At 72.1% G+C, this 26,426-nt stretch carries 21 protein-coding genes; 10 read left to right on the top strand and 11 right to left on the bottom strand.

Annotated features, from left to right (window positions below; genetic code table 11):
* The first annotated feature begins 150 nt into the window (after positions 1–150).
* Positions 151–3,837, top strand: coding sequence for a proline dehydrogenase family protein (locus tag ACFVTH_RS08250; RefSeq protein ID WP_387089018.1), 3,687 nt, complete (start codon positions 151–153; stop codon positions 3,835–3,837).
* 113 nt (positions 3,838–3,950) lie between these two features.
* Here the strand turns inward: ACFVTH_RS08250 and ACFVTH_RS08255 are convergent, their stop codons facing one another.
* Complete coding sequence (locus tag ACFVTH_RS08255; RefSeq protein WP_387089021.1) at positions 3,951–4,460, bottom strand: ATP-dependent zinc protease; 510 nt, start codon at positions 4,458–4,460, stop codon at positions 3,951–3,953.
* A gap of 26 nt (positions 4,461–4,486) precedes the next feature.
* Here ACFVTH_RS08255 and ACFVTH_RS08260 point away from each other — a divergent pair, with 26 nt between their 5' ends.
* A complete protein-coding gene (locus ACFVTH_RS08260; protein WP_387089024.1) occupies positions 4,487–5,680 on the top strand; it encodes a RimK family alpha-L-glutamate ligase in 1,194 nt (397 codons plus the stop codon).
* 162 nt (positions 5,681–5,842) lie between these two features.
* On the opposite strand, the gene ACFVTH_RS08265 is transcribed toward ACFVTH_RS08260, so the two are convergent.
* The 3 genes from ACFVTH_RS08265 to ACFVTH_RS08275 all read right to left on the bottom strand — a co-directional run bounded on the left by ACFVTH_RS08265 (position 5,843) and on the right by ACFVTH_RS08275 (position 7,363).
* A complete protein-coding gene (locus tag ACFVTH_RS08265; protein ID WP_387089027.1) occupies positions 5,843–6,217 on the bottom strand; it encodes a GntR family transcriptional regulator in 375 nt (124 codons plus the stop codon).
* 16 nt (positions 6,218–6,233) lie between these two features.
* The gene (locus ACFVTH_RS08270; protein WP_022889580.1) at positions 6,234–6,671 is read right to left on the bottom strand and encodes an Lrp/AsnC family transcriptional regulator; all 438 of its coding nucleotides are present in this window, start codon (positions 6,669–6,671) and stop codon (positions 6,234–6,236) included.
* A gap of 71 nt (positions 6,672–6,742) precedes the next feature.
* Positions 6,743–7,363 (bottom strand): TetR/AcrR family transcriptional regulator C-terminal domain-containing protein, encoded by a 621-nt coding sequence (locus tag ACFVTH_RS08275; RefSeq protein ID WP_387089030.1) that lies wholly within the window; start codon positions 7,361–7,363, stop codon positions 6,743–6,745.
* A gap of 119 nt (positions 7,364–7,482) precedes the next feature.
* Between ACFVTH_RS08275 and ACFVTH_RS08280 the strand changes: the two genes are divergently transcribed.
* The 3 genes from ACFVTH_RS08280 to ACFVTH_RS08290 all read left to right on the top strand — a co-directional run bounded on the left by ACFVTH_RS08280 (position 7,483) and on the right by ACFVTH_RS08290 (position 11,425).
* Entirely contained in the window at positions 7,483–9,138 is a 1,656-nt protein-coding gene (locus ACFVTH_RS08280) for an amidohydrolase (protein WP_387089033.1), read from the top strand.
* A gap of 29 nt (positions 9,139–9,167) precedes the next feature.
* On the top strand, positions 9,168–10,547 hold the full coding sequence (locus ACFVTH_RS08285) for an APC family permease (protein WP_387089036.1): 1,380 nt from the start codon (positions 9,168–9,170) through the stop codon (positions 10,545–10,547).
* Between the two features lie 74 nt (positions 10,548–10,621).
* Positions 10,622–11,425 carry an LLM class F420-dependent oxidoreductase gene (locus ACFVTH_RS08290; protein WP_387089038.1) on the top strand — a complete coding sequence of 268 codons (804 nt, stop codon included), beginning with the start codon at positions 10,622–10,624 and terminating at the stop codon, positions 11,423–11,425.
* An 18-nt stretch (positions 11,426–11,443) separates the two neighbouring features.
* Here the strand turns inward: ACFVTH_RS08290 and ACFVTH_RS08295 are convergent, their stop codons facing one another.
* Both ACFVTH_RS08295 and ACFVTH_RS08300 read right to left on the bottom strand, forming a co-directional pair.
* On the bottom strand, positions 11,444–12,247 hold the full coding sequence (locus ACFVTH_RS08295) for a hypothetical protein (protein WP_387089041.1): 804 nt from the start codon (positions 12,245–12,247) through the stop codon (positions 11,444–11,446).
* Between the two features lie 99 nt (positions 12,248–12,346).
* Positions 12,347–13,087, bottom strand: a complete 741-nt coding sequence (locus tag ACFVTH_RS08300; protein ID WP_387089044.1) for a DUF4097 domain-containing protein — start codon at positions 13,085–13,087, stop codon at positions 12,347–12,349.
* Between the two features lie 133 nt (positions 13,088–13,220).
* Here ACFVTH_RS08300 and ACFVTH_RS08305 point away from each other — a divergent pair, with 133 nt between their 5' ends.
* Entirely contained in the window at positions 13,221–14,741 is a 1,521-nt protein-coding gene (locus ACFVTH_RS08305; protein WP_387089047.1) for a peptide MFS transporter, read from the top strand.
* Positions 14,742–14,787: 46 nt separating this feature from the next.
* Positions 14,788–15,591 (top strand): polyprenol monophosphomannose synthase, encoded by an 804-nt coding sequence (locus ACFVTH_RS08310; RefSeq protein WP_387089050.1) that lies wholly within the window; start codon positions 14,788–14,790, stop codon positions 15,589–15,591.
* Here ACFVTH_RS08310 and ACFVTH_RS08315 read toward each other — a convergent pair.
* The 5 genes from ACFVTH_RS08315 to ACFVTH_RS08335 all read right to left on the bottom strand — a co-directional run bounded on the left by ACFVTH_RS08315 (position 15,543) and on the right by ACFVTH_RS08335 (position 21,905).
* Positions 15,543–16,784 (bottom strand): ROK family protein, encoded by a 1,242-nt coding sequence (locus ACFVTH_RS08315; protein ID WP_387089053.1) that lies wholly within the window; start codon positions 16,782–16,784, stop codon positions 15,543–15,545. The genes ACFVTH_RS08310 and ACFVTH_RS08315 overlap by 49 nt on opposite strands.
* Before the next feature lie 213 nt (positions 16,785–16,997).
* Complete coding sequence (locus ACFVTH_RS08320; protein WP_387089056.1) at positions 16,998–18,572, bottom strand: carboxylesterase/lipase family protein; 1,575 nt, start codon at positions 18,570–18,572, stop codon at positions 16,998–17,000.
* 9 nt (positions 18,573–18,581) lie between these two features.
* Positions 18,582–19,898, bottom strand: coding sequence for an MFS transporter (locus tag ACFVTH_RS08325; RefSeq protein ID WP_387089059.1), 1,317 nt, complete (start codon positions 19,896–19,898; stop codon positions 18,582–18,584).
* 208 nt (positions 19,899–20,106) lie between these two features.
* Positions 20,107–21,312 (bottom strand): ROK family protein, encoded by a 1,206-nt coding sequence (locus ACFVTH_RS08330; RefSeq protein ID WP_387089062.1) that lies wholly within the window; start codon positions 21,310–21,312, stop codon positions 20,107–20,109.
* Positions 21,309–21,905 (bottom strand): TetR/AcrR family transcriptional regulator, encoded by a 597-nt coding sequence (locus tag ACFVTH_RS08335; RefSeq protein ID WP_387089065.1) that lies wholly within the window; start codon positions 21,903–21,905, stop codon positions 21,309–21,311. Before ACFVTH_RS08335 ends, ACFVTH_RS08330 begins: the two co-directional genes overlap by 4 nt.
* Positions 21,906–22,000: 95 nt before the next feature.
* Here ACFVTH_RS08335 and ACFVTH_RS08340 point away from each other — a divergent pair, with 95 nt between their 5' ends.
* Genes ACFVTH_RS08340 through ACFVTH_RS08350 form a run of 3 tightly spaced genes read left to right on the top strand, consistent with a single transcriptional unit; the run spans position 22,001 to position 26,414 of the window.
* Positions 22,001–23,317, top strand: a complete 1,317-nt coding sequence (locus ACFVTH_RS08340; protein ID WP_387089068.1) for an MFS transporter — start codon at positions 22,001–22,003, stop codon at positions 23,315–23,317.
* Positions 23,317–24,105, top strand: a complete 789-nt coding sequence (locus ACFVTH_RS08345) for a phosphatase PAP2 family protein (RefSeq protein ID WP_387089071.1) — start codon at positions 23,317–23,319, stop codon at positions 24,103–24,105. The genes ACFVTH_RS08340 and ACFVTH_RS08345 overlap by 1 nt, the downstream gene beginning before the upstream one ends.
* Complete coding sequence (locus ACFVTH_RS08350) at positions 24,102–26,414, top strand: glycoside hydrolase family 3 C-terminal domain-containing protein (RefSeq protein WP_387089073.1); 2,313 nt, start codon at positions 24,102–24,104, stop codon at positions 26,412–26,414. The genes ACFVTH_RS08345 and ACFVTH_RS08350 overlap by 4 nt, the downstream gene beginning before the upstream one ends.
* The last annotated feature ends 12 nt before the right edge of the window (positions 26,415–26,426 follow it).

The raw sequence follows: 26,426 nt of genomic DNA on the forward strand, positions 1-26,426 counted from the left end.
TCCGTGGCATCCGAACGATCTTTCGGTTCTTCCGAACAGTATTCATCAGAATCATTCGCTGTACCGAATGGATGTCCCGGGCGCACACTTGATCCGACAGGCGCGCGTACCCCCGGCGCGCCCGAAGAAAAGGACACTACCCTCGTGACCATGTCGAACGCCGCCACGGATGCCCGGCCGGATACCGATCACGTCGTCGCCCTCGTGCGCCGCTGGCTCGAAGAGAGCGCGAAGCACCCCGTCGAGCCCGCCGCCGAGCGCCTCGCGGGCGTGCTGAAGGACCCGAACGGACTCGCCTTCACGGTCGGCTTCGTCGACGGCGTCATGCGCCCCGAAGACCTGGGCGTCGCCGGCCGCAACCTCGAGCAGGTCGCGAAGCTCACCCCGAAGTTCCTGCCCTGGTACCTCAAGGCCGCGATCCGCCTCGGCGGCGTCGTCGCTCCCGTGCTGCCCTGGGCGGTCATCCCGATCGCGCGACGCGTGCTGCGCGCCATGGTCGGCCACCTCGTGCTCGACGCGACCCCCGACAAGCTCGGCCCCGCGATCGCGAAGCTGCGCGAGTCGGGCAACCGCCTGAACCTGAACCTCCTCGGCGAGGCCGTGCTCGGCGAGCAGGAGGCCGACCGCCGGCTCACCGGCACCTTCGAGTTCCTCGCCCGCGACGACGTCGACTACGTCTCGATCAAGGTGTCGTCGGTCGTCAGCCAGCTCTCGATGTGGTCGTTCGACGAGGCCGTCGCGAAGGTCGTCGCGAAGCTCACGCCCCTCTACGAGCTCGCCGCGGCGAGCGAAGCCCGCGGCAAGGCGAAGTTCATCAACCTCGACATGGAGGAGTACCGCGACCTCGACCTGACCATCGCGGTGTTCACGACCCTCCTCGACCAGCCGCAGCTGCGCGGCCTCGAGGCGGGCATCGTGCTGCAGACCTACCTGCCCGACGCGCTCGGCGCCATGCAGGAGCTCACGACCTGGGCGACCGCGCGCCGCGCAGGCGGCGGCGCCCCGATCAAGGTGCGCGTCGTGAAGGGCGCGAACCTCGCCATGGAGCACGTCGACGCCGCCGTGCACGGCTGGCCCGTCGCGACCTACGGCACCAAGCAGGACTCCGACACCAACTACAAGCGCGTGCTCGACTGGTCGATGACGCCCGAGCGCACGCACGCCGTGAAGCTCGGCGTCGCCGGCCACAACCTCTTCGACGTCGCCCACGCCTGGCTCACCGCGCGCGAGCGCGGGGTCGAGAGCCGGGTCGAGTTCGAGATGCTGCTCGGCATGGCCACGGGCCAGGCCGAGGCGGTGCGCGGCGACGTCGGCAACCTGCTGCTCTACACGCCCGTCGTGAACCCCTCCGAGTTCGACGTCGCGATCGCCTACCTGATCCGCCGCCTCGAAGAGAACGCGAGCGACGACAACTTCATGTCGGCCGTGTTCGAGCTCGCCGCGAACGAGGCACTCTTCGAGCGCGAACGCGCCCGCTACGAGCGCTCGCTCGCCGCGCTCGAGGCCGAGGTCGCGGTGCCGACCCCGAATCGCACGCAGAACCGCCGCACCGAGTGGGACGGCGACGCCCTCGCCGCCGCCATGGCCGGCCCCGAGGCCCCGGCGCCCGGCACCGAGCACGACGACGATGCCTCGCTCACGAGCGTCGTGCTCGGCATCACGCGCGGCTCGGGCGGGACACAGCTGACCGACGCCGTGGCATCCGGATTCGCGATCGCCGACGACGACGCGGCGGGGGCCGCCGGCGTCGCAGCGGTCGCACCGGCCGCCGCGCCGAGCGGCCCGGGCGTGACCCCCGGCTTCCGCAACGAACCCGACACCGACCCGGCGCTCGCGCCGAACCGCGAGTGGGGCCGCCGCATCCTCGCCCGCGTGCCCGACACGACCCTCGGCCTGGCGACCATCGAGGCCGCCCGCGTCGACGACGAGGCCGAGCTCGAGCGGATCATCGCGACCGTCGCCGCCCGCGGCAAGGCCTGGGGCGAGCTGCCCGGCGCCGAGCGCGCCGCGGTGCTGCACCGCGCGGGCCTCGCGCTCGCCGCGAACCGCGACCGCCTGATCGAGGTCATGGCCGCCGAGACCGGCAAGACCATCGCCGAGGCCGACCCCGAGATCAGCGAGGCGATCGACTTCGCGCACTACTACGCCGAGCGTGCCCGCGAGCTCGACCACGTGCAGGGCGCGACGTTCGTGCCCTCGAAGCTCACCGTCGTGACGCCGCCGTGGAACTTCCCCGTCGCGATCCCGGCCGGCGGCGTGCTGGCCGCGCTCGCCGCGGGCTCGGGCGTCGTCATCAAGCCCGCGAAGCTCGCGCAGCGCTCGGGCGCCGTCATGGTCGAGGCGCTGTGGGAGGCCGGCATCCCCAAGGACCTGCTCGCACTCGTCGACATCGGCGAACGCGAGCTCGGCAGGCAGCTCGTCTCGCACCCGAGCGTCGACCGGGTCATCCTCACCGGCGCCTACGAGACGGCCCAGCTGTTCCGCTCGTTCCGCGAGGACCTGCCGCTGCTCGCCGAGACGAGCGGCAAGAACGCGATCATCGTCACGCCCTCGGCCGACCTCGACCTCGCGGCCTCCGACGTCGTGAAGAGCGCCTTCGGCCACGCCGGCCAGAAGTGCTCGGCCGCCTCGCTCGTGATCCTCGTCGGCTCGGTCGCGAAGTCCGAGCGCTTCCACCGCCAGCTCGTCGACGCCGCCACCTCGCTGCGCGTGGGCTACCCGGCCGACGCGCAGAGCCAGATGGGCCCGATCATCGAGCCCGCGAACGGCAAGCTGCTGCACGCGCTCACCCAGCTCGGCATCGGCGAGCAGTGGCTCGTCGAGCCGAAGCAGCTCGACGACAGCGGCAAGCTGTGGTCGCCCGGCGTGCGCGCCGGCGTCGCTCCCGGTTCGTACTTCCACCTCACCGAGTTCTTCGGGCCGGTGCTCGGCATCATGCACGCGAAGGACCTCGACGAGGCGATCCGCATCCAGAACGCGGTCGACTACGGGCTCACCGCGGGCCTCCACTCGCTCGACTCGGGTGAGCTCGCGACCTGGCTCGACAAGGTCGAGGCCGGCAACCTCTACGTCAACCGCGGCATCACCGGCGCGATCGTCGAACGGCAGCCGTTCGGCGGCTGGAAGCGCTCGGCCGTCGGCGCCGGCGCCAAGGCGGGCGGACCGAACTACCTGTTCGGCCTCGGCGACTGGGTGCCCGCCGCCGGCGCGTCGTCGAAGTCGCTGCACCTGCGCGGCCTCGAGCGCCGCGTCTCGGAGCTCATCGAGGCCTCGCAGCCGGCCCTCGACTACGACTCGTTCGAGGTGCTGCGCCGCTCGGCGCTCTCCGACGAGGTCGCGTGGGCCGAGGAGTACGGCACCGTGAAGGACGTCTCGGGCGTCGGCGTCGAGCGCAACCTCTTCCGCTACCGCTCGCTGCCCGTCGCCGTGCGCATCGGCGAACGCGCCTCGCTCGCCGAGGGCCTGCGCGTCATCGCGGCCGGCCTGCTCGCCAAGTCGGCCTTCACCGTCTCGTCGGCCGTCGAACTGCCCAAGGGCGTGCGCACGCTGCTCGGCGCTCGCGACATCCGGATCGTGCGCGAGGGCGATGCCGCCTGGCTCGGCCGCGTGACGAAGGACGCGGCGGCGGCGCTCGGCGCGAGCCGGGTCCGCCTCGTCGGCGGGGATGCCTCGGCGCTGGCCTCGGCGCTCGGCGGTACGCCCGACGTGGCCGTCTGGTCGCACCCCGTCACCCCGTCGGGCCGGGTCGAGCTGCTGCCGTTCCTGCACGAGCAGGCGATCTCGATCACGAACCACCGCTTCGGCAACCCGACGACGCTCTCAGACGGGGTGATCTGAGCCCGCTTCCTCGCCCGCTGCTGCTTCTGCAGGAGATTTGACGCGACAGCCGCTCTCAGGTGGCCATGCGTCCTGATTTCCTGCAGAAGCAGCGAAGCCGGTCGGGATCGCGGCTACTCGCGCCCGCGATTGCGGCGGCGGATGCCACGGGGTGCACGCCCGCCGACGAACGAGCGGGCCGAGTCGACGACGAAGCCCTGGCGCAGCGCCTCGCGCCCGATGAGCATGCGGAAGCCCATCTCGTCGCGGTTCGTGAGGGTCACCTCGGCGGTGACGGTGCGCTCGCGCAGCACGAGGTCGAGGAGCACCACGATGCGCTCCTCGGAGTGGCCGGAGGAGCTGCGCACCTGCCGCCGGTCGTGTACGGGCAGCTCGACGACGACCGCGTCGTCTTCGCTCTCCTGCCAGGGGCGGATGCCGAAGCGGACACGGCCGAGCGCCGCTCCGGCCGAGTCGTCCGCGTCGTCGGGATCGCCCGGAAGCTCTTCGACGTCGAAGGCGTGCAGCGACGACGAGCGTGCTCCGGTGTCGAGCTTCGCCTTGATCCAGGGCACTCCGGCATTCGGCAGGCTCACCCATTCGCGCCACCCGGCGATGGTGCTTGAATGGGATTCCTCGTTCACTCGACCATCTTGGCAGGGCTCACCCGATGAAACTCGCGATCCTCTCGCGCGCGCCGCAGGCGTACTCGACCCAGCGACTGCGCGCCGCCGCGCAGCAGCGCGGTCACCAGGTGAAGGTGCTCAACACCCTGCGCTTCGCGATCGATCTCTCGGGACCCGAGCCCGACCTGCAGTTCCGCGGCCGTCCGCTCTCCGACTACGACGCGATCCTGCCGCGCATCGGCAACTCGATCACGTACTTCGGCACCGCCGTCGTGCGTCAGTTCGAGCAGATGGACGTCTACACGCCGAACACCGCGAACGGCATCACGAACGCCCGCGACAAGCTCCGCGCGAACCAGATCCTCTCCCGGCACAACATCGCGCTGCCGCCGACCGCGTTCGTGCGCAACCGCGCCGACGTGCGGCCCGCGATCGAGCAGGTGGGCGGTGCGCCCGTCGTGATCAAGCTGCTCGAGGGCACCCAGGGCATCGGCGTCATCCTCGCGCCGCAGGTCAAGGTCGCCGAGGCGATCATCGAGACGCTGCACTCGACGAAGCAGAACGTGCTCATCCAGAAGTTCATCGCCGAGAGCCGCGGCCGCGACATCCGGGCCCTCGTCGTCGGCGACCGCGTCGTCGCCGCGATGCGCCGTGTCGCGAACGGCGACGAGTTCCGCTCGAACGTGCACCGCGGCGGCAGCGTCGAGGCGGTCGAGCTCTCGCCCGAGTACGAGCTCGCGGCGGTGCGCTCGGCGCAGATCATGGGCCTCAAGGTCGCGGGCGTCGACATGCTCGAGGGCAACGACGGCCCGCTCGTGATGGAGGTCAACTCCTCGCCGGGCCTGCAGGGCATCGAGACGGCCACGAACCTCGACGTCGCAGGCGCGATCATCGACTACATGGCGAACCAGGTGGCGTTCCCCGAGATCGACGTGCGCCAGCGGCTCACCGTCTCGACCGGGTACGGCGTCGCCGAACTGCTCGTGCACGGCAACGCCGACCTCGTCGGCAAGACGCTCGGCGAATCGGGACTCTGGGAGCGCGACATCACCGTGCTCACGCTGCACCGCGGCACCACCGTCATCCCCAACCCGCGCAAGGGCGTGGTGCTCGAGGCCGACGACCGGCTGCTCTGCTTCGGCAAGCTGGAGGAGATGCGCTCGATGATCCCCGAGCGGCGTCGCCGCCGTGCGAAGGTGCGCAAGCTCCCGAAGCAGCCGATCCCGGTCGCCGAGTAGCGCTGCCGCGCCACTGCGCCGCCGCGCCACTGCGCCACTTGCGCCCCTGCTGCGCCGGTTGAAGTGGCGCAGAGCGTGCGCGAGTGGCGCAGCGGGCAGGGGTCCCGGGCGGCGAAGGTGGGCGTGGGATGCCTCTGCGAGGACGGCCGTGTGCCCCCGGCGTCAACCGGCGTCGAGCGCGGCGCCGACGATGGCACGGGCGGCGGATGCCTCGACACCGAGCCTGCGCGCGAGTGCGGCGTAGTCGGCGGCCGCCTGCTGCAGCCGTCGCTCTGCGGGGTCGCCGTGCTCGGCCACGAAGGTGCCGTTGCGGCCGCGCCCCTCGATGACGCCGTCGGCCTCGAGCGCCTTGTACGCCTTCGCCACGGTGTTCACCGCGAGGCCGAGCTGCTCGGCGAGGGCGCGCACGGTCGGCAGCTTCGAGCCCGGGGCGAGCCGGCCCGCGGCGATCTCGGCGACGACGGCGCGGTGCAACTGCTCGTAGGGGGCTGCGGTCGCAGCCGGGTCGATCGAGAGGCCGAGGCTCGAGGCATCCATGTCGGTGGTCGCGACGTCAGTCGCGGTTGCGGTTCACCAGGCGCGAGAGCACGATCGCGCTGCGCGTGTGGTCGACGTTCGGGGCGATCCGCACCCGCTCGAGGGCGTCTTCGAGCGAGGCGATGTCGCGCGCGCGGATCTGCACGATCGCGTCGGCGCTGCCGGTGACGGTGCCCGCGTAGACCACCTCGGGCACGTCCTGCAGGATGCGCTTGAGTTCGTCGGGGGCGACGGTGCCCCGGCAGAAGAGCTCGACGTAGGCCTCGGTCGACATGCCGTCGACGGTGGGGTCGACCTGGATGGTGAACGAGCGGATGACGCCGTCGGCGACGAGCCGGTCGACCCGGCGCTTGACCGCCGAGGCGCTGAGCCCCACGGACGACCCGATGTCGCCGTACCCGGCCCGGGAATTCTGCCGGAGCAGGTCGAGGATGGCGCGATCGAGGTTGTCCATGGTGGGAGTGTACGCGGGTTCTTTGCGCCATGACACCCGTTCGCGCGGGATTCGTGCGGCAGCTGCCGCGTTCAGTCGACGGTGGCGAGTGCCGCGCGCCGCGCGCGGAGCCCGTCGAGGAGCGCGGCGATGCCGAGCTCGAACGCCGCGATGGCGCTCGTCGACTCCTCGTAGCGGGGATCGAGTGCGGCATGGGCCCGCTCGAGCTCGGCGGGCACCGAGGCCTGGTCGAGCATGTCGCTCGGCGCCACGATGTCGAGCGCCGAGCCGAGCACGTGCGCCTCGACCGTGCGCATCACGGCGACCGCGTCCTGCAGGGGCCAGCCGCCGTCGATCAGTGCGCCGATGACCGTGTCGTAGATCACGAACGTCGACACGTCGCGGATCGGCGTCGTCGCGAGCACGCGGATGAGGTTCGGGTGGGCCGCGAAGACGGTGAGGTACGAGCGCGCCCAGCCCTCGAGGCCGACGTCCCACGGCTGCCCGTCGAAGGGCGAGGTGTCGATGCCCTCGACGATGCGGGCGCGCACGAGCTCGATGAGCTCGTCGCGGCTGCCGACGTGGTTGTAGAGCGAGGACACCTGCCGGTTCACGCGCTTCGCGAGGCTGCGCATGGTGAGCGCGTCGCTGCCGTGCTCGTCGACGAGTGCGAGGGCGGCCTCGACGAGCTGCTCGCGATTCACCGTCGACATCGTTCCACCTCGACTCTTCCGTCCGCCCTCCGCAGAGTGTAACCTCTCAGCACTGATACGAACAGTGTTCGTATGAACACTGTTCGTACGACGCTCCCGGCTCACGAAGGCAACGGTGCATGACGACGATCCACTTCTCCGGCGGAACCATCTGGCGCGGCGCGGGAGCGCCCGCGGCGCGCGCGCTCTTCGTGCGTGACGGGGCGGTCGTCGCATTCGATGACGAGGCGGATGCCGCGGCCGACGCCGCACTCGCGTCCACCGAGGTGGAGGCGGTCGACCTCGACGGCGGGTTCCTCATGCCCTCCTTCGGCGACGGGCACGCCCATCCGTTGTTCGGCGGGCTGGAGGCCGAGGGGCCGGCGGTGCGCGACTGCACCACCGTCGACGAGATCGTCGCCGCCGTCGCGGAGTACGCCGCCGCGAACCCCGACCTCGAGTGGATCATCGGCGCCTCCTACGATCCGAGCCTCGTCGCCGAGGGGCTCTTCGACGCCCGCTGGCTCGACGCGGCCGTCGCCGATCGCCCGGTCGTGCTGCGCGCCTACGATTACCACACGGTGTGGGTGAACTCGCGGGCGCTCGAGCTCGCCGGCATCGACGCCGAGACCCCCGACCCCGTGCTCGGCGAGATCATGCGCCGCCCCGACGGCACCCCGCTCGGCACCCTGCGCGAGTGGGGCGCTGTCGATCTCGTGCTCGACGCCGCCGGAGTGCGGCCCGCCGAGGAGCGCATGCGCGCCCTGCAACGGGCCGGCGAGTACTACCTCGAGCGGGGCGTCACCTGGGTGCAGGACGCCTGGGTCGAGCCCGGCGACGTCGACAGCTACCTCGAGGCTGCGGAACGCGGCATCCTGCCGGTGCGATTCAACCTCGCGCTGTACGCCGACCCCCGCCGGTTCGCCGAGCAGCTGCCCCGCATGCGCGAGTCACGAGCCCGCGTGGCGGCGCTCGGCTCGCCGATGCTCACGGCGAACACCGTGAAGTTCTTCGCCGACGGGGTGATCGAGTCCGAGACGGGCGCCCTGCTCGAGCCGTACTGCTCGGGACTGCACGATCACGGCGAACGCAAGCTCGGCATGACGGTCTGGGAGGGCGACTCGCTCCAGGACGCGGTGCTCGCCGTCGATGCCGCGGGTTTCCAGGTGCACATCCACGCGATCGGCGACGCCGCCGTGCGCCAGGCCCTCGACGCGATCGAGCGTGCGATCGACGCCAACGGGCCGCGCGACCGCCGCCCGGTGATCGCGCACGCCCAGCTCGTCGACGAGCGCGACCTCGCCAGGTTCGCCGAGCTCGGCGTCGTCGCCTGCATGCAACCGCTCTGGGCGCAGCTCGACCCGCTGATGACCGTGCTCACCGTGCCGCGGCTCGGGCAGGAGCGCGCCGACCGGCAGTACCGGCTGCGCACGATCGACGACTCGGGCGCCGTGCTCTCCTTCGGCTCCGACTGGCCCGTCAGTTCGGGCGCCCCGCTCGACGGCCTCGCGATCGCCGTCTCGCGGCGCACGAGCGACGGCGTGCCCGAGGGCGGCTGGACGCCCGAGGAGATCCTCCCCGTCGAGCGCGCGCTCGACGCCTACTCGACCGCCGTCGCCCACCAGGCGTTCGCCGACGAGGCATCCACCCCCTGGGGCCGCATCGAACCCGGTGCGAGCGCAGACCTCGTCCAGCTCGCGCGTGACCCGCGCGACCTCCCCGCCGGCGAGCTCGCCGGTGTTCCCGTCATCGCCACCTACCTCGCAGGAAGTCCCCGATACCGCGCCGCAACGTAGCCGCGCACCCACGAAAGGATCCCCCGTCCATGTCCCAATCCCCGGCCCCGGAACCGCTGATCTCGCCGACCCAGGCCACCGCGCAGGTGACCCAGGGCCGCTTCAAGCGGGTGCTCGGCACCCCCTCGCTCGTGCTCTTCGGCCTCGTCTACATGGTGCCCCTCACCGTGTTCACGACGTACGGCATCGTCACGCAGCTCACCGGCGGACGCGTGCCGCTCGCCTACCTGATCACCCTCATCGCGATGGTGTTCACCGCTCGTTCGTACGCGCGCATGTCGGTCGCCTACCCGTACGCGGGTTCGGCCTACGTCTACACGCAGCGCAGCTTCGGCGGGGCCGTCGGCTTCCTCTCGGGGTGGGCGCTGCTGCTCGACTACCTGTTCCTGCCGATGATCAACTACCTCGTGCTCGGCATCTACCTCTCGGCGTCGTTCCCCGGCATCCCCGCCTGGGTGTTCGTCGTCGGCGCGATCGCGCTCGTCACGGTGCTCAACGTCGTCGGCATCGTCTCGGTCAATCGCACCAACTTCGTCATCATCGCGGTGCAGACGATCTTCATCGTCGTGTTCCTCGCGCTCGCGTTCTCGACGGCGGCCGGCAACGGCGTCGACCCGCTCCTGCCCTTCACGGGCGACGGCACCGTCGAGGGCTTCGCGGCACTGTTCGCCGGCGCCGCGATCCTCTGCCTGTCGTTCCTCGGCTTCGACTCGGTCTCCACCCTCGCCGAGGAGGCGAAGGACGCGAAGCGCTCGGTTCCCCGGGCGATCATGATCACGACCATCGGGGCGGGCGCGATCTTCATCGTGATCTCGTACGCCGCGCAGCTCGTTTTCCCGTCGAACGCCTTCACCGACGTCGACTCGGCCGGCCTCGACGTGGTCGCCGCCGCCGGCGGCGAGTGGCTCTCGACCCTGTTCATCGCGGGCTACGTCGCCGGTGCGACGGGTTCTGCGCTCACCTCGCAGGCCTCGGTCGCCCGCATCCTCTTCGCGATGGGCCGCGACGGCGTGCTGCCGCGCGCGGTCTTCGGGCGGCTGAGCAAGCGCTTCGGCACCCCGGTCATCGCGGTGCTCGTCGTCTCGGCGATCTCGATGCTCGCGCTCGTGTTCGACCTGCTGCTCCTCAGCGAGATGATCAGCTTCGGCGCGCTCATCGCCTTCTCGGTGGTCAACCTCTCGGTGATCAAGCACTACTTCATCGACGGCCGCGAGCGGTCGGGCATCGCCGTGCTGAACAACCTGGTGCTGCCGCTCATCGGATTCGCGCTGACGGTGTGGCTCTGGACGAGCCTCTCGGGCCGCACCTTCTTCATCGGCCTCTCGTGGCTCGTCTTCGGCGTGATCATCCTCGCGATCGCGACGAGGGGATTCCGCCGGCCCGTGCCGATGCTCGACCTGAAGGAGTGAGCCAGGTCGAGACGCCCGCCTCGAGGTTGAGGCGGGCGTCTCGCCGTGCACCCGTCGCGATCTAGGCTGTGCGCATGCCCTACGACGATCGCGTACGCCTCGGCGTGCAGCTGCAGCCTCAGCACGCCCGATACGAGTCCATCCGCGACGCGGTACTGCGGCTCGAGGAGCTCGGCGCCGACCTCGTCTTCAACTGGGACCACTTCTTCCCGCTGCACGGCGATCGCGAGGGTCTGCACTTCGAGGCGTGGACGATGCTCGGCGCCTGGGCCGAGCAGACCGAGCGCATCGAGTTCGGCACGCTGGTCAACTGCAACTCGTACCGCAACGCCGACCTGCAGGCCGACATGGCCCGCACCCTCGACCACATCTCGGCCAAGGGCACGGGCGTCGGCCGCTTCGTGTTCGGCACCGGCGCCGGCTGGTTCGAGCGCGACTACGTCGAGTACGGCTACGAGTTCGGCACCCGCGGCTCGCGCCTGAACGACCTCGGCGCGGCGCTGCCGCGCATCGAGGCGCGCTGGGCGAAGCTCAATCCGGCGCCGACCCGCCGCATCCCCGTCATGATCGGCGGCAAGGGCGAGCAGAAGACGCTGCGCCTCGTCGCGAAGCACGCCGACATCTGGCACTCGTTCGTCGCGCCCGACGAGCTCGCGCACAAGCTCGACGTGCTGCGCCGATGGGGCGACGAGGTCGGGCGGGATGTCTCGGAGATCACGGTCTCGAACGAGCTCGATCGTCGCGGCCTCGACGTCGAGCACGCCGATGCCCTCTACGACGCGGGGGTGCGGCTCTTCACCATCGGCGTCGACGGGCCCGACTACGACCTCGAGCCGGTGAAGCGCTGGCTCGCCTGGCGCGACGCCCGCAACGGTTGAAATCCGCTGGGTGGCGCGTCACTCGGCGGCGGGCTCCTCGGCTGCGTTGAGCCCGGCCGTGCCGTCGGCGTGCAGGCTGGCCGCGATCACGAGGGTCTGGTCGAAGCCGAAGCTGACCGTCAGACCCTCGGGCGGCAGGATGCCGCCGTCGGTGCAGGCGCTGCCGGCCCCGAGCTCGGGCACCGCCACGACGATGCACATGTCCTCGCCGCCGCCCTGTGTGGCTGCGAAGAGTTCGGCGCCGTCGGACCGGGTCATCAGCAGCCTCGTGCTCGCCCGGTCGAGCTCGCTTCCCGCGAGCACATCGTCGGCCACCGTGTCGGACGGCCGTTGCTCGCGTGCGAACACCGCGTAGACGGGCGTGAGCTCCACGGGCGTGCCGGGTCCAGTGATGACGGATCCCTCGGCGCTCGTGTCCGGCTGGGAGCCCCCACCGATCGCGTCGCTCGTTCCGGCCACCACCGGCTCTGCGGGAGCGGCCGTGAGGCCCGAAACACCGACGCCGATGGCGATGCCGACGACGAGCGCCGCCGTTCCGCCGACGATCGCCCAGCGGGCGGTCGGCGGGCTGGTCCGCCCGGTCGGCGGCTCGGCGGCGTGGGCGTCCCCGTGGTGGTCGTGGTGGTCGGCCACCGCGGCGGCTCGGATGCCATCTGCTGCTCGGTCGAACGGAACGCCGGCAGCGGCGCTCGCGCTCGCCGCGGCATCCGCCAGCTCATGCAGCTCCGCCTCGGCCGCCGCGCGCTCGTCGGGCGAGGCATCCGCCCCGTAGACGATGCGCTGCAGGCGTCGCCGTCGTTCCTCGTGCTCTGTGCCGTCCACTCGCCCTCCCGGCCGGGCCGGCCTCGGCCGGGTCAGCTCAGGATGCCGCAGACCGGCCGCAGGGGCAAGCGGCGAGCCGGGCGCTCGGCGCCCGGCCGCTCAGCGCCCGGTGACGGTGATCGACCCGTTCGACGTCGAGAGGTCGAGCAGGAACTCCCCGTCGGCGATGTCGTCGATGTCGACGTCGACCGAGCCGTTCGAGGTGTCGGTCTCGACCCGGTAGCTCACCCCGTCGGTCGGGACGGAGAGGTCGATCGCGCCGTTCGAGGTGTGCGCCTCGACCTCCTGCGGCGTCTCCAGCCGGAGCTCGATCGCGCCGTTCGAGGTCGATGCGCGCACGCCGTCGCCGGCGAGCCCGCGACCCTCGATGCGTCCGTTGCTCGTCTTCGCCTCGATCCCGCCGGTGACGTCCTCGAGCTCGATCCGCCCGTTGCTCGTCTCGACCTCGACCTCGTTCACGCCGGTGAGGGTGATCGCCCCGTTCGAGGTCGCGCCGTCGACGTCGAGGCCGATCGGCACCTCGACCGTGTAGTCGACCGAGCAGTTGTTGCCGCAGCCGCCGAGCACGAGCACGTCGCCGCGCACCTCGGCCGTCTCGCCGATCTCGCGGTCGCCGCGGTACGACACGGTGCGCGACACCTCGATCGTCGTGGCGCCCTCGACGCCCTCGATCGTCACGCGGCCCTCGGGGTGGTCGATCTCGATCGACCGCACCGAGCCGTCGAGGGTGGCGTCGTCGCTGAATCGTTCGAGCGGGGCGAGCCAGGCGCATCCGCTCATCACCGTCGCGGCCGTCGCGGCGACCGCGACGATCCCGATCGTCCGGCCCGTGCGCGTCATCCGAGTCATGGTGTTCCCCCTTGCGATCGGGCACTTCCGTGCCCGAGATCGATGCTAGCCAGCCGTGCCCTCGTGCGAACGGGGGCTCACCCCCCGATCGGGCCGGGGGATGGCGGGGGAGTAGGGTGTGCGCATGGGCAGCGTGACCGAACCTGCCCCGGGGGAGTCCGGGCCGCCTGAGCCCGCGGACGGCAGCACGCCGGTCGAGCGCGACACCCGGGGCGACCGGGGCTTCTTCGGACAGCCCCGATCACTTGCGAACATCTTCGGGGTGGAGATGTGGGAGCGGTTCAGCTTCTACGGCATGCAGGGCATCCTGCTGATCTACCTCTACTACTCGGCCGCCGAGGGCGGCCTCGGCATGGACCAGACCGCCGCGGCCGGCATCGTCGGGGCGTACGGCGGCGGGGTGTACCTCTCGACGATCCTCGGGGCGTGGCTCGCCGACCGGCTGCTCGGCAGCGAGCGCGTCCTGTTCTACAGCGCGATCGTCATCATGGCCGGACACATCGCGCTCGCCCTGCTGCCCGGGTTCGTGGGCGTCGGGGTCGGGCTCGTGCTCGTCGCCTTCGGCTCGGGCGGCCTCAAGGCGAACGCGACGAGCGTCGTCGGCACCCTCTACTCCGAGCACGACCCGCGCCGAGACGCCGGCTTCTCGATCTTCTACCTCGGCATCAACCTCGGCGCCTTCCTCGGGCCGATCCTCACGGGGCTCCTCGCCTCGACGCTCGGGTTCCACTGGGGCTTCGGGCTCGCGGCCGTCGGCATGGCGATCGGCCTCATCCAGTACTCTTTCGGGCGCAAGCGGCTGCCGGCCGTCGCGTCGGCTGTGCCGAACCCGCTGCCCCGTGATCGCATCGGGCTGGTGATCGCGATCGCGGTCGCGGCCGTCATCGCCGTCGTCGTGCTCGTCCTCACCGGCGCGATCACCGCGACGAACCTCGTGACCTGGGTGATCATGGGCACGATCGCCGCGGCGGTCGCCTACTTCGCGGTGATCCTCGCGAGTCGTCGCATCGAGGTCGTCGAACGGCGCCGCGTGCTCGGGTTCATCCCGCTCTTCATCGCGAGCGTCGCCTTCTGGTCGCTGTACCAGCAGCAGTTCACCGTGCTCACGATCTACTCCGACGAGCAGCTCAACCGCGACCTGTTCGGCTGGGAGATGCCGGTGTCGTGGGTGCAGTCGATCAACCCGATCTTCATCATCATCCTGTCGGGCGTCTTCGCCGCGATCTGGACGAAGCTCGGCGACCGCCAGCCCTCGACGCCGATCAAGTTCGCGCTCGGCACCGCCATCATGGGCGTCGCCTTCCTCCTGTTCATCCCGTTCGCGGGCGGCGGGCCGAACTCGACGCCGCTGCTCGCGATCATCGGCATCCTCTTCGTGTTCACCGTCGCCGAACTGCTGCTCTCACCCGTCGGTCTGTCGGTGACGACGAAGCTCGCGCCCAAGGTGTTCCACACGCAGATGGTGGCGCTCTTCTTCCTCTCGGTGGCGCTCGGCACAGCGATCTCGGGGCGGCTCGCCGAGTTCTACTCGAGCCAGAACGAGGTCGTCTACTTCGGGGTGCTCGGCGGCATCGCGATCGTGCTCGGCCTCGCGCTCGCCGTCGGCAGCCGCGGGGTGCTGAAGCTCATGTCGGGGGTGCGCTGACCGGCCGCGTGCGACGCGACCGGCGTGAGCGGTTACGATTCGAGGGATGTCCCGACCGCTCGTGGTGATCCCCACGTACAACGAACGTGAGAACCTCGCCACCATCGTGGGCCGGGTGCGCACGGCGGTTCCGGATGCCTCGGTGCTCGTCGTCGACGACGCCTCGCCCGACGGCACCGGGGTGCTCGCCGACGAGCTCGCGGCGGCCGACGGCGCCGTGAACGTGCTGCACCGCGCGGGCAAGGAGGGGCTGGGTGCGGCGTACCTGGCCGCGTTCGACTGGGCGCTCGGCCACGGTTACGACCCGATCGTGCAGATGGACGCGGACGGCTCGCACCTGCCCGAGCAGCTTCCCTCGATGCTCGCCGCGCTCGCCGGCGTCGACCCCGCGGGCGAGCCCGTCGACCTCGTGATCGGCTCGCGCTGGGTCGCGGGCGGATCGATCGAGAACTGGCCGAGGCGTCGGCAGCTGCTCTCGCGCGGCGGCAGCGCGTACGCCCGGTGGGTGCTCCGGCTCCCGACGCGCGACGCGACCGCGGGGTACCGCGCGTTCCGGGCCGCCGGCCTCCGGCGGATCGGGCTCGAGGACGTGCACACCCGCGGCTACGGGTTCCAGGTCGACATGCTGTGGCACGCGCGCGACGCGGGGCTCACGATCACCGAGGTGCCGGTCACCTTCGTCGAGCGCGAGCGCGGCCGCTCGAAGATGAGCCTCGGCATCGTCGTCGAGGCGATGCTGCGCGTCACCGGGTGGGGCATCGCGAGCCGCTTCCGCCGCGCCGGCCGCGCGGGGCGGGGCGCTCAGCCGGCGAGCAGCGACGGTTCGGCGACGAGGCGTTCGCGCGCCTGACGCCGCGCGCCCGCGAACACGGCCCCAGGGCCGAGGCGGGCGGGGGCGAGCGTGGGGATGGCTTCGAGCGCACCGCCGCCGATCGTCGGCCGGTTCGCGCGGAACGCCGCGTCGACGTCGCCGAGGAGGACGCCCCAGTAGCCGCCGACGATGACGGCGGACGGGTCGAGGGTCGGCACCACGAGCTGGAGCGCCCGGCCGATCCAGTGCGCGGCGTCGAGCCACGACCAGCGGGCGCGGTCGTCGGCGGCCGCGACCCGTTCGACCAGTTCGACGAGGGCCGCGGCCCGGCCCTGCGCGGCGGCGAAGTCGGTGAGGCCCGCGCGCTCGAGCACGAGCTCGGGGGCTGCGACCGTGGCGAGGCAGCCCTGCTGGCCGCAGGTGCAGCGCGCACCGCCCGGCACGACCGGGAGGTGCGCGAAGGTGCTCGCGAGGCCGTGGGCTCCCGTCAGCGGCCGACCGCCCGAGATCGCCGCGGCCGTCACCGCGTCGTCGCCGGCGATGTAGAGCATCTCGTCGATGCCGGGGAGCTCGGCGTGCTCGGCGAGGGCCGCGGCCATCGCCGCAGGCTGCAGCGTGATCGGCAGCGACAGCCCGGGCTCGAGCTCGGCGACGGCGGGAGCGAGGCTCCGCAGGGCCGCGAGCACGTCGACGGGTTCGCTGCCGATGCGTGCGTCGGTGATGACCACGGCGGGCCGCCCGACGACGGCGCCGTCGACGAGCACGGTGAGGTCGGCGACGCGCTGGGCCCCGCGCTGCGCCCGCGCGACGGCGCGGGTCAGGACGATCGCGAGGGACTCGAGCGGGTCGGCGGGGCCGCGGTCGGCATCGATCAGCGGTTCGACGAACCGGGCGAGCTCGTGGCCGCCGAGCGCGGCGACGGTGGCGATCGCCTCGTCGGGCGCGAGCATCGCGGTGACGAGCACCCGGTCGGCAGCCGCGAGGGCGAGCGGCGCCGCGCGGCCGTCGCCGGAGGCCGCGGTGTCGCCGGGGCGCAGCACGCCGGCGTCGAGCAGGCGCGAGGTGAGCCCCGCGATGGTGCCGCGCCCCAGCCCCGTCGCCGAGGCGAGTTCGGAGCGGGTGGCCGGCCCGTGGACGACGAGGTGGTCGAGCAGCCGGGCCGACTGCGCCCGGTGCACCTCGTCGAGCGGGCCGGTGGTGGTGGGTACGGGAGGTTCGCCGGCCGCGGTCATGTCGCAAGCATGCTCGGCTCGCGTCGCGCGGTCACGTACCCCGTTCGGGGGTGATTTCGAACCCCGGCGCACCGGCTCGCGCAGGAGAATGGGCCCTATCCCTCGCTGTGAGCGGGGGATAGGGCCCATTCTCCTGCAGAAGCAGCAGCGCGAGCGGCTGCAGGTGAAGGAGCAGGAGCAGGAGCACGAGCAGGCGCAGCAGGCGGCGCCGGGTCAGAGCAGCGGGCGCACGCTCGCGTAGCCGTCGCCGACCACGGTCGACGGGGTGTCGTAGACGCGGGTGGCGCGCGAGGCATCCGACCAGCGCGGCCACGCCTCGCCGGGGTCGCCCTTCGCGATGAACGCGACCGCGGCGGCGTGCAGCTCGTCGGCGAGCGCCTGCGGCGGGTTCGGGCCGGCGAGCGGCACCATGGCGGGGCCGTCGAGGCAGTCGAAGAAGAACGGCACGTCGAGGCAGTGCTCGGCGAAGCCGAAGGCGCCCGACGGCCACGAGAAGCGGTAGAGCCAGGTGCCGGCCGAGCCGGCCGCCGCCCGTGCGGCCACGGCGCGCAGCATCGGGGCCTTGAACATGCGGTCGGTGACGAGGCGGCCGAGCAGGCGGGCGTTGCCGAGCCTCGCGACCTCGCGGTTGGCGGCGAGGTACTCGCGCGCGACGGGCTTCGCGAGTCCCGACTTCTTCAGCAGCATCGACTTCGGCACGAAGCGCAGCAGCTTCGGCGCGTCGAGCAGGGCCATGGCGAACTCGTCGTCGGTCGTGCCGAGCACGAGCGGCTTGCCGGCGCCGACGCCCGCGGCGAGCGACTCGGGCGTCGAGCGGACGAGCAGCTCGCCGTCGATCGTCGGCCCGAGCTGCAGCCCGAGCTCGAGCAGCTCGTTCATCGCGTCGGGGCCCTCGAGCGCGGTCGCCGTCTTCTGCACCTCGAGCAGGCGCTCCTCGTCGACCGAGCGGAATCCCGCCAGGTCGGGTTCGACGCCGAGCTGCCGGGCGACCTTGCGGCCGAGCGCCTCGGCGCGCTCGGGGGTGACGTCGGCCGTCGCCCCCGAGATCGCGTAGACGCCGTGGAAGAGGTGCTGCGCCGCCTCCATGCCGAGGAGGGTGAGCACCGCGCCGCCGCCGGCCGACTGCCCCGCGATCGTCACGCGCGACGGGTCGCCGCCGAAGGCGCCGATGTTCTGCTGCACCCACTCGAGGGCGAGCAGCCAGTCGCGGACGCCGCGGTTCGAGGGGGCGCCGTCGATCCAGCCGAAGCCGTCGAAGCCGAGCCGGTACGAGATGGTCACGGTCACGATGCCGTCGCGGTTGAAGTTGCGGCCGTCGTACCAGGGGCTCGCGGGCGAGCCGGCGAAGTAGCCGCCGCCGTGGATCCACACGAGCACCGGGAGCCCGGCCTCCCCGTCGGCGGGTCGCGTCGGCGAGGGCGTGAACACGTTCACGTTGAGGGTCGAGTCGCCGGGCACGCTCGGCTCGGGGATGAGCGTGACGCCGGGGTCGCCGCGCTGCGCGGTCGGCGCGAACTCGAGGGCGTCGCGCACCCCCTCCCACGGGGCCTTCGGCACGGGCGCGGCGAAGCGGAGCTCGCCGATCGGCGCCTCGGCGAACGGGATGCCGAGGAACGCGGCCGACCGCTCGGCGCCGGCTCCGGCCGTGGCGTCGCCGGCCGAGCGGACGGTCGGGCGCCACTGGCCGCGGACGCGGCCGGCGAGCGTGTCGACCTCGACGAACGGGGTCGGCGCCGAGGCATCCGGCTCGATGCCGGCGGCGGACTGCGGGAGGGGGGTGTGCGACATGTGGAGCTCCTAACGCACGCTCTTGATCGGGGCGGTCGCGATCGCCGCGACGATCGTGAGGACGATGCCGAAGACGAACAGCATCGCATAGCCGCCGAGCGAGGTGATGATGACGCCCGCGATCGCGGCGCTGAGCGCCTGCGGCACGTTGGTGGCGATGTTCAGGATGCCGAGGTCCTTCGCGGCGGCGGTTCCGCCGCCGGGCAGCACCTCGGTCATGAGGGCGGCGTCGACCGACATGTACAGGCCGAAGCCGATGCCGTTGACGAGGTTGAAGATGATCATGCCGGTCATGTCGGGCATGACGATCGGCACGACGAATCCCGCCGCCATGATCGCCGACGACACGTAGATGAAGACCTTGCGCTTGCCGATCCTGTCGCTCCACCAGCCCGAGAGCGCGATCGCCGCGAGCGTCGGCACGAGCGAGATGAGCGTCAGCATGACGGTCGCCGAGCCGGCCTCGGCGAGCGACATGCCGATGTAGTCGGTGAGCATGTAGAACGACATCGCGACGACGACGAAGTAGCCGAGCATGAGCGCGAAGCGCGCGGTGAAGGCCCAGGCGAAGTCGGGGTGCTGCTCGGGGTTCACCCAGAAGCCCGAGAGGAACTGCTTCCAGCTCCAGGGCTCGACGGTCGCGTCCTTCGACGGCCAGTCGCGGTCGACGACGACGAAGACGAGGGTCACCACGATGATCGCGACGCCGAACGAGGCGTAGCCGAGGCCGAGGTTCATCGACTCCGCGAAGACGCCGGCGGCCATGATGCCGAGGGTCATGCCGACCTGCGTGCCGATGCCGAACATGGCGCTCGCGCCGCCGCGCTTGTCGCGCGGGAAGCGGTCGGGCGTGATGGCCGAGAGCGGGCCCTGCACGGCGTTGAGCGACACCTGGATGACGACCCAGAAGACCGCGACCCAGAGCACGGAGTCGAGGTAGCCCATGCCGAGCAGCAGCACGCCGCCGATGAGCGCGCCGCCGACCATCCACGGGGCGCGGCGGCCGAGGCGCGAGCGGGTCCGGTCGCTGATCGCGCCGACGATCGGCTGAGCGAAGAGGGTGAACACGAACGACACCGTCGAGACGATCGCGAGGTTCTGCACCTTGTTCGCCTCGTCGAGGAGGGCGACCTGCATCGGCAGCATGATCGCCCCGATGCCGCCGTAGATGCCGAACAGCACGAGGCCGGTGGTGAGGAGGCCGGGGAGGGTGCGCCAGGTGGGCGGCGGGCTCGCCGGCGCGTCGCCGGGCGCGGGTTCGGTGGCCGAGATGACGCCGGTCGGCGCGAGCTCCGTGGCCGGGTCGCTGGGGGGATGGACGGACATGGGGCTCCTCTTCATCGAGACGGCCGGGGGCGGAACGTCGATCAATACCGAGTGATATTCGGGATAAGTGTGGCGCGACGATCGTTAAAGTTCAAGTCGCGAACTATATGGATGCCGGAGGCCGAGCACGGGGTGCGCCGACCTCTGCCGGGCTCGGCCCGAGACGGCCCGGCCTCGGCTGAGAGCTCTGCCGAGTGCCTGCCCAGGCTCAGCGGCGGGCGAGGGCCGCCGGGTCGGCGATGAGCCGCGTGACGGCGGCGCGCTCGGCACCGACGAGTGCGGCGTCGCGGCCCAGGCGGCTCGCGGCGACCGGCGGGGCCTCGAGGAAGGCGCCCGCGATGCCCGGCTGGATCGCCGCCAGCCGCGCACCGAGGTCGTCGGCGAGCGCCGCGAGGTAGCCGCCCACGACGATGAGCGTGGGGTCGACGGTGAGGCAGACGATCTGGAGCGTGCGCGCGAACTCGGCGGCGCCCCCGTCCCACGCGGCCGTGGCGGCGGGTTCGCCGGCGGCGATGCGACGCACGAACTCGTCGAGCGCCGCTGCCAGGCCCGACTCGCGCGCGAGCTCCGAGAGTCCGGCGCCCTCGAGCAGCACGTCGGGGCCGGCGACGGTGATGAGGCATCCGCGCTGGCCGCACTCGCAGGGTCCGCCGTCGGGCACCACCGGCAGATGCCCGAGCGCGCCGGCGAGGTGATGGAGGCCGTCGAGCGGTGCGCCGTCGACGACGATCGCGCCGCCGATGCCCGAGTCGCTCTTGAGGTAGACCAGCTCGCGCGGCCGCCCCGCCGCGGCGTGCTCGGCGATCGCGGCCACGGCGGTGTCGGCGACGAGGTGCAGGCGCCCGGCGTCGCCGAGCCGGGCGAGGCCGGGGGAGCGCTCGCGCAGCATCCCGATGAGGTCGACGGTGCCCCAGCCGAGGTCGGTGTCGGCGATGACGACGGGCGGCTCGCCGCCGACCGGGGCCCACACCACGACGGTGGCCTCGGCGACCGCGCGCTCGCCGAGGGAGGCGATCGCCTCGTCGAACGCCTCGGCGGCGAGGTCGAGCACCCGCTCGGGGTCGCCCATCGGGCGACCGTGACGACGGTCGACCCTGGTGAGACGCTGCCCGCCGAGCGTCGACGCGACGGCGCTCGCGCGGTCGGCGTCGATGAGCACCGTGACGATCGCGAGATGATCGCCCGAGAGCTCGAGCAGGGTGCGCGGGCGGCCCTTTCCCTCGGCGGCGACGGCGATCGTCTCGCGCACGAGCCCGTCGCCCTCGAGCTGTCGCACGAGGGCCGTCACCGAGCCGCGGGCGAGCCCCGTGGCATCCGCCAGATCGCTGCGCGACGCGGGGCCGGCCTCGGCGAGCCGGCTCGCGACGAGTGCGAGGTTGTGCCGGCGGACGTCGGCGCTCGCGAGCGAGGTCATGCGGTGGGCGACCGGCGGAGGATGCCGATGAAGTCCTCGATGTGGGCCGCCATGTCGATCGAGGGGTCCATGAGCCACTGCGTCTGCAGCCCGTCGGCCAGGGCGAGCAGCATGGTCGCCACCCGGTCGGGATCGAGGTCGGCGGGCAGCTCGCCGTCGCGCTGACTCTCGCGGATGCCCTCGGCGGCCATCTCGCGGAATGCCTTGAAGCGCTCGTCGAAGAACGGGCGGGCGGCGTGCTCGGGCTCGGTCGCCTCGGTCGAGAGGCGCGCGTAGAGCTGCACGAGCCCCGGCACGTCGACGTTGTGGCGGATCACCTGCACGAAACCGTCGAGCATGCTGAGCTCGTGGTCGGCGTCGGCCGCGGCGATGGTCTCGCGGTCGACCTCGTCGCGCTTGCGGAGGATCTCGGCGAAGAGCTCCTCTTTCGAGGAGAAGTAGTGCAGCAGGCCGGCCTGGCTGAGGCCGACGGCGTCGGCGAGCTCGCGCACCGAGGCGCGACCGTAGCCGTTGCGGGCGATCACCTCGAGTGCCGCGGTGAGGATCTCCTCCCGCTTGGCGATGCCTTTCGCGTACGAACCCCGTCGTGCCATACCTGCATGCTAGTCGCTTGCCAACTAAAACCGAGTGACGTATGGTTTTCGCACTCGGTCTCATCGGCGAGGCCGCTCGAGAAGGATTCCCCCAGATGACAACGGCGTCCACCCCTGAACCCGCCACCGACCAGCGCCTCGACGACCCCGAAGCGGCACTCGCCTTCTTCGAGGACGCCGCGGGCAACGAAGACCCGCCCGCCCCGATCACCGGCGTCCGGCGCCTCCTCGGCTGGATCATCCCGGCGAACCTCGGCATCTTCATGATCTGGGGCGCCGTCCCTGGCATCCTGCTGCCCGCCCAGATCACGTCGCAGTTCGGCGAGGCCGACAAGGTCACGAACCTCCTGATCGTGACGACCATCGGCTCGTTCTTCTCGATGCTCGCGCAGCCGATCGCCGGCCAGATCTCCGACCGCACCCGCTCGCGGTTCGGCCGCCGTGCGCCGTGGATCTTCCTCGGCTCGCTCGCGGGCGGCCTCGCGCTCGTCGGCCTCGCCTTCGCGGACTCGCTCGTGGGCGTGGTGATCGCGTGGACCCTCGTGCAGATCACCTACAACTTCGCGCAGGGCCCCCTCAGCGCGGTCATGCCCGACCGGGTGCCGCTCAACCGCCGCGGCACCTTCGCCGCGCTGTCGGGCATCGGCCTGATGGTCGGTGCGCTCGGCGGCCAGATCGTCGGCTCGCTGTTCCTCGGCTCGATCGCCGCCGGCTACGTGACGTTCGCCGTGTTCTCGCTCGTCATCCTCACGCTCTTCATCGTGTTCAACCCAGACCACTCCTCGAACGACCTCGTGCCCGAGCCGTTCAAGCTCGCCGACTTCCTGCGCACCTTCTGGGTGAACCCGGTCAGGCACCCCGACTTCTTCTGGGCGTTCACCGGCCGGCTGCTGCTCTACACCGGCTACTTCGCGGTGACCGGGTACCAGTTCTTCCTGCTCACCGACTACTTCGGCATCGAGAACCCGGGCGAGGTCATCCCGCTGCTCGGCCTCATCAGCCTCGCCGGCATCCTCATCGCGACGGTCGCCTCCGGCCCGCTCTCCGACCGGTTCGGGCGCCGCAAGCCGTTCGTCTTCGCCTCCTCGCTCGTCACCGGCCTCGCGCTCGTGGTGCCGTGGGTCTGGCCCGACCTCACCGCGTGGATGATCATGACCTTCATCGCGGGCCTCGGCTTCGGCATGTTCCAGGCGGTCGACACGGCGCTCATGAGCGAGGTGCTGCCCTCGGCGAAGTCGTTCGCGAAGGACCTCGGGGTCGTGAACATCGCCGCCACCTTGCCGCAGACGCTGGCTCCGGCGGTCGCCGGCGCGATCGTGCTGACGTTCGGCTACGCCGGGCTGTTCCCGGTCGGCATCGTCCTCTCGGTGCTCGGCGCCTTCGCGGTCTGGCCGATCAAGGCGGTGAAGTGATGGCGGATGCCACGGGCACGACCGCGGCGCCGACCTCCGCGCCGCTCGGGGCCGGGACCGGCGAGGCATCCGCTCGGCCGAAGCGGCCGCGAGCGCTGCTCGTCGTCGGCCTCGCGGGGCTCGCCCTCTTCGTCGCCTTCGCGATCGCCGTGCTGCAGGACGTCGACGCGCCGTTCACCCAGCCGTTCGACGAGGCCTGGCGCGTGCTCGTCGGCCTCGCGCCGGGCACCGGCGGCGAGGCGTGGGCGCTGCCGATGTTCTTCCAGGTCCTCGGCGAACTGCCCGGCGCGGTGCTCACGATCCTCCTCATCCCGATCTGGCTGTTCGTGGTGCGGCGGTGGCGCTCGGCGCTGTTCTTCCTCGCCGCGGAGGTCGGGGGCACCCTCCTCGTCTCGCAGCTCGTGAAGAACCTCGTCGACCGGCCCCGCCCGGCCGACGACCTCGCCGCCGGCCTGTACGGCCCGCTGTTCTCGGTCGACCACGGTTCGTTCCCCTCGGGGCACGCGGTGAGCGCGGGCATCCTGCTCGTCGCCGTGGCGGCGATCCTTCCGGCGGCGAAGCGCCGCTGGTGGTGGATCGCGGGCGCGCTCATCGCGGTCGGCATGATCTGGCAGCGCACCCTCATCAACGCGCACTGGTTCTCCGACGCCGTCGTCGGCGTCGTCGGGGGAGCGAGCGCGACCCTCATCATCTGGTGGCTCTTCGCGAAACTGCTCGCGAAGGACTACGGCAGACCACTCTTCCGGCGCAGCACCGTCGCGCCGGCGAACGAAGGAGCAGCATCATGACCGACACCCTCGAACCGACTGCTGTCGACGCCGCCGCGGCCTTCGCCGCGCGCGACGCCGCCGAGATCGTGGCCGAGCTCACCCTCGAGGAGAAGGCGTCGCTCACGAGCGGCGCGAGCTTCTGGACGACGAAGGCCGTCGAGCGGGCCGGCGTGCCCTCGATCGTGCTCACCGACGGGCCGCACGGCGTGCGCCTCCAGCGCGGCAGCGCCGACCACCTCGGCATCGGCGACAGCGTGCCGGCGACGTGCTTCCCGCCCGCGGTGGCGCTCGGCTCGACCTTCGACCCCGAGCTGCTCGAGCGCGTCGGCCGGGCGCTCGGCGAGGAGGCGCGCGCCGAGGGTGTCGGCGTGCTGCTCGGCCCTGGCATCAACATCAAGCGCTCGCCGCTGTGCGGCCGCAACTTCGAGTACCTCTCGGAGGACCCGCTCGTCTCGGGCGTGCTCGGCGCGGCCCTCGTCACCGGCCTGCAGTCGCAGGGCGTCGGCGCGTCGCTCAAGCACTTCGCCGCGAACAACCAGGAGCACGACCGCATGCGCGCGTCGAGCGACGTCGACCCGCGGCCGCTGCGCGAGATCTACCTGCGCGGCTTCCAGCGCGTCGTCGAGGACGCGCAGCCGTGGACGGTCATGTGCTCGTACAACCGGCTCAACGGGGTGTACACCTCGGAGGACCCGTGGCTGCTCACGAGCGTGCTCCGTGACGAGTGGGGCTTCGAGGGCCTCGTCGTCAGCGACTGGGGTGCCGTGAACGACCGCGTGGCGGGCCTGCCGGCCGGCCTCGACCTCGAGATGCCCGCCTCCGACGGCCGCACCGACGCCCAGCTCGTCGCCGCCGTGCGCGACGGTCGCCTCGCCGAGTCGGCGCTCGACCTCGCGGCGAAGCGCGCCGTCGAGCTCGCGCAGAAGGCCGTCGCGGGCGCCGACGCCGACGCCGCGTACGACGTCGACGCGCACCACGCCCTCGCCCGCGAGGCCGCAGCACGCGGCGCCGTGCTGCTGCGCAACGAGGGCGGCCTGCTGCCCCTCGACGCGTCGCGGACCGTCGCCGTGATCGGCGCCTTCGCCGAGACCCCGCGCTACCAGGGTGCGGGCTCGTCGCTCATCAACCCGACGCGGCTCGACACCGCGCTCGGCGCGATCAGCGAGGTCGCGGGCGAGCCGAACGTGGCGTACGCGGCCGGCTTCACGATCGACGGGGATGCCGGAGCCGACGCCGCCCTCGCGGCGGCCGCCGTCGCACTGGCCGCGACGAAGGACGTCGCCGTGGTGTTCCTCGGCCTGCCGGCCGCGGCCGAGTCGGAGGGCTTCGACCGCGAGCACCTGCGGCTGCCCGCGAGCCAGCTCGCGCTCGTCGAGGCCGTGCGCGCCGCGAACCCGAACACGGTCGTCGTGCTCGCCAACGGCGGTGTGGTCGAGCTGCCGTTCGCCGACGTCGTGCCCGCGATCCTCGAGGGCTGGCTCGGCGGACAGGCCGGCGGCAGCGGCATCGCCGACGTGCTCTACGGCGCCGTGAACCCCTCGGGCCGGCTCGCCGAGACCATCCCGCTGCGCCTCGAGGACACTCCCGCGTTCCTCGACTTCCCCGGCGAGTTCGGGCATGTGCGCTACGGCGAGGGCCTCTTCGTCGGCTACCGCTGGTACGACGCCCGCGACGCCGCCGTGCGGTACCCGTTCGGCCACGGCCTCTCGTACACCACGTTCGCGTACTCGGGCCTCTCGGTCGCCTCGGATGCTGCGGGGCTCACCGTGCGCGTGACCGTCGAGAACACCGGGGTGCGCGACGGCCGCGAGGTCGTGCAGGTCTACACCGGCCTCGCCGGGTCGGCCGTGCAGCGCGCACCGCGCTCGCTCGCCGGATTCGCCTCGGTCGAGCTCGCCGCGGGCGAGTCCCGCGAGGTCGAGGTGCGGGTGCGCCGCGAGGACCTCGCGTACTGGGACGTGCGCGTCGACCGCTGGGTCGTCGAGGGCGGCGAGCTCACGGTCGAGGTCGGGGCGTCGAGCCGGGACATCCGGCTCACCGGAGCCGTCGCGATCGACGGCGACGATGTGCGCCTGCCGCTCTCGATGGAGTCGTCGATCGCCGACGTCATGGCCGACCCCATCGCGGGCCCCGCGGCCGCGGCGGCGCTCGCGTCGCTCGCCGACGGCATGGGCGACACCGACGTCTTCACCGACGAGGGCATGGCGAAGATGATGGTGTCGTTCCCGATCGGGCGACTCGTCGGGTTCCCGGGCATCCCGGTGTCGTACGAGCAGATCGAGCAGCTCATCGCCGCGGCGAACGCCGGCGCGGCGCAGGCCCGGTAGGGGAACGCGCGC

Origin of the sequence: Agromyces sp. NPDC058104, assembly GCF_042884835.1 — a bacterium.
In the GTDB taxonomy this organism is placed as follows: domain Bacteria; phylum Actinomycetota; class Actinomycetes; order Actinomycetales; family Microbacteriaceae; genus Agromyces.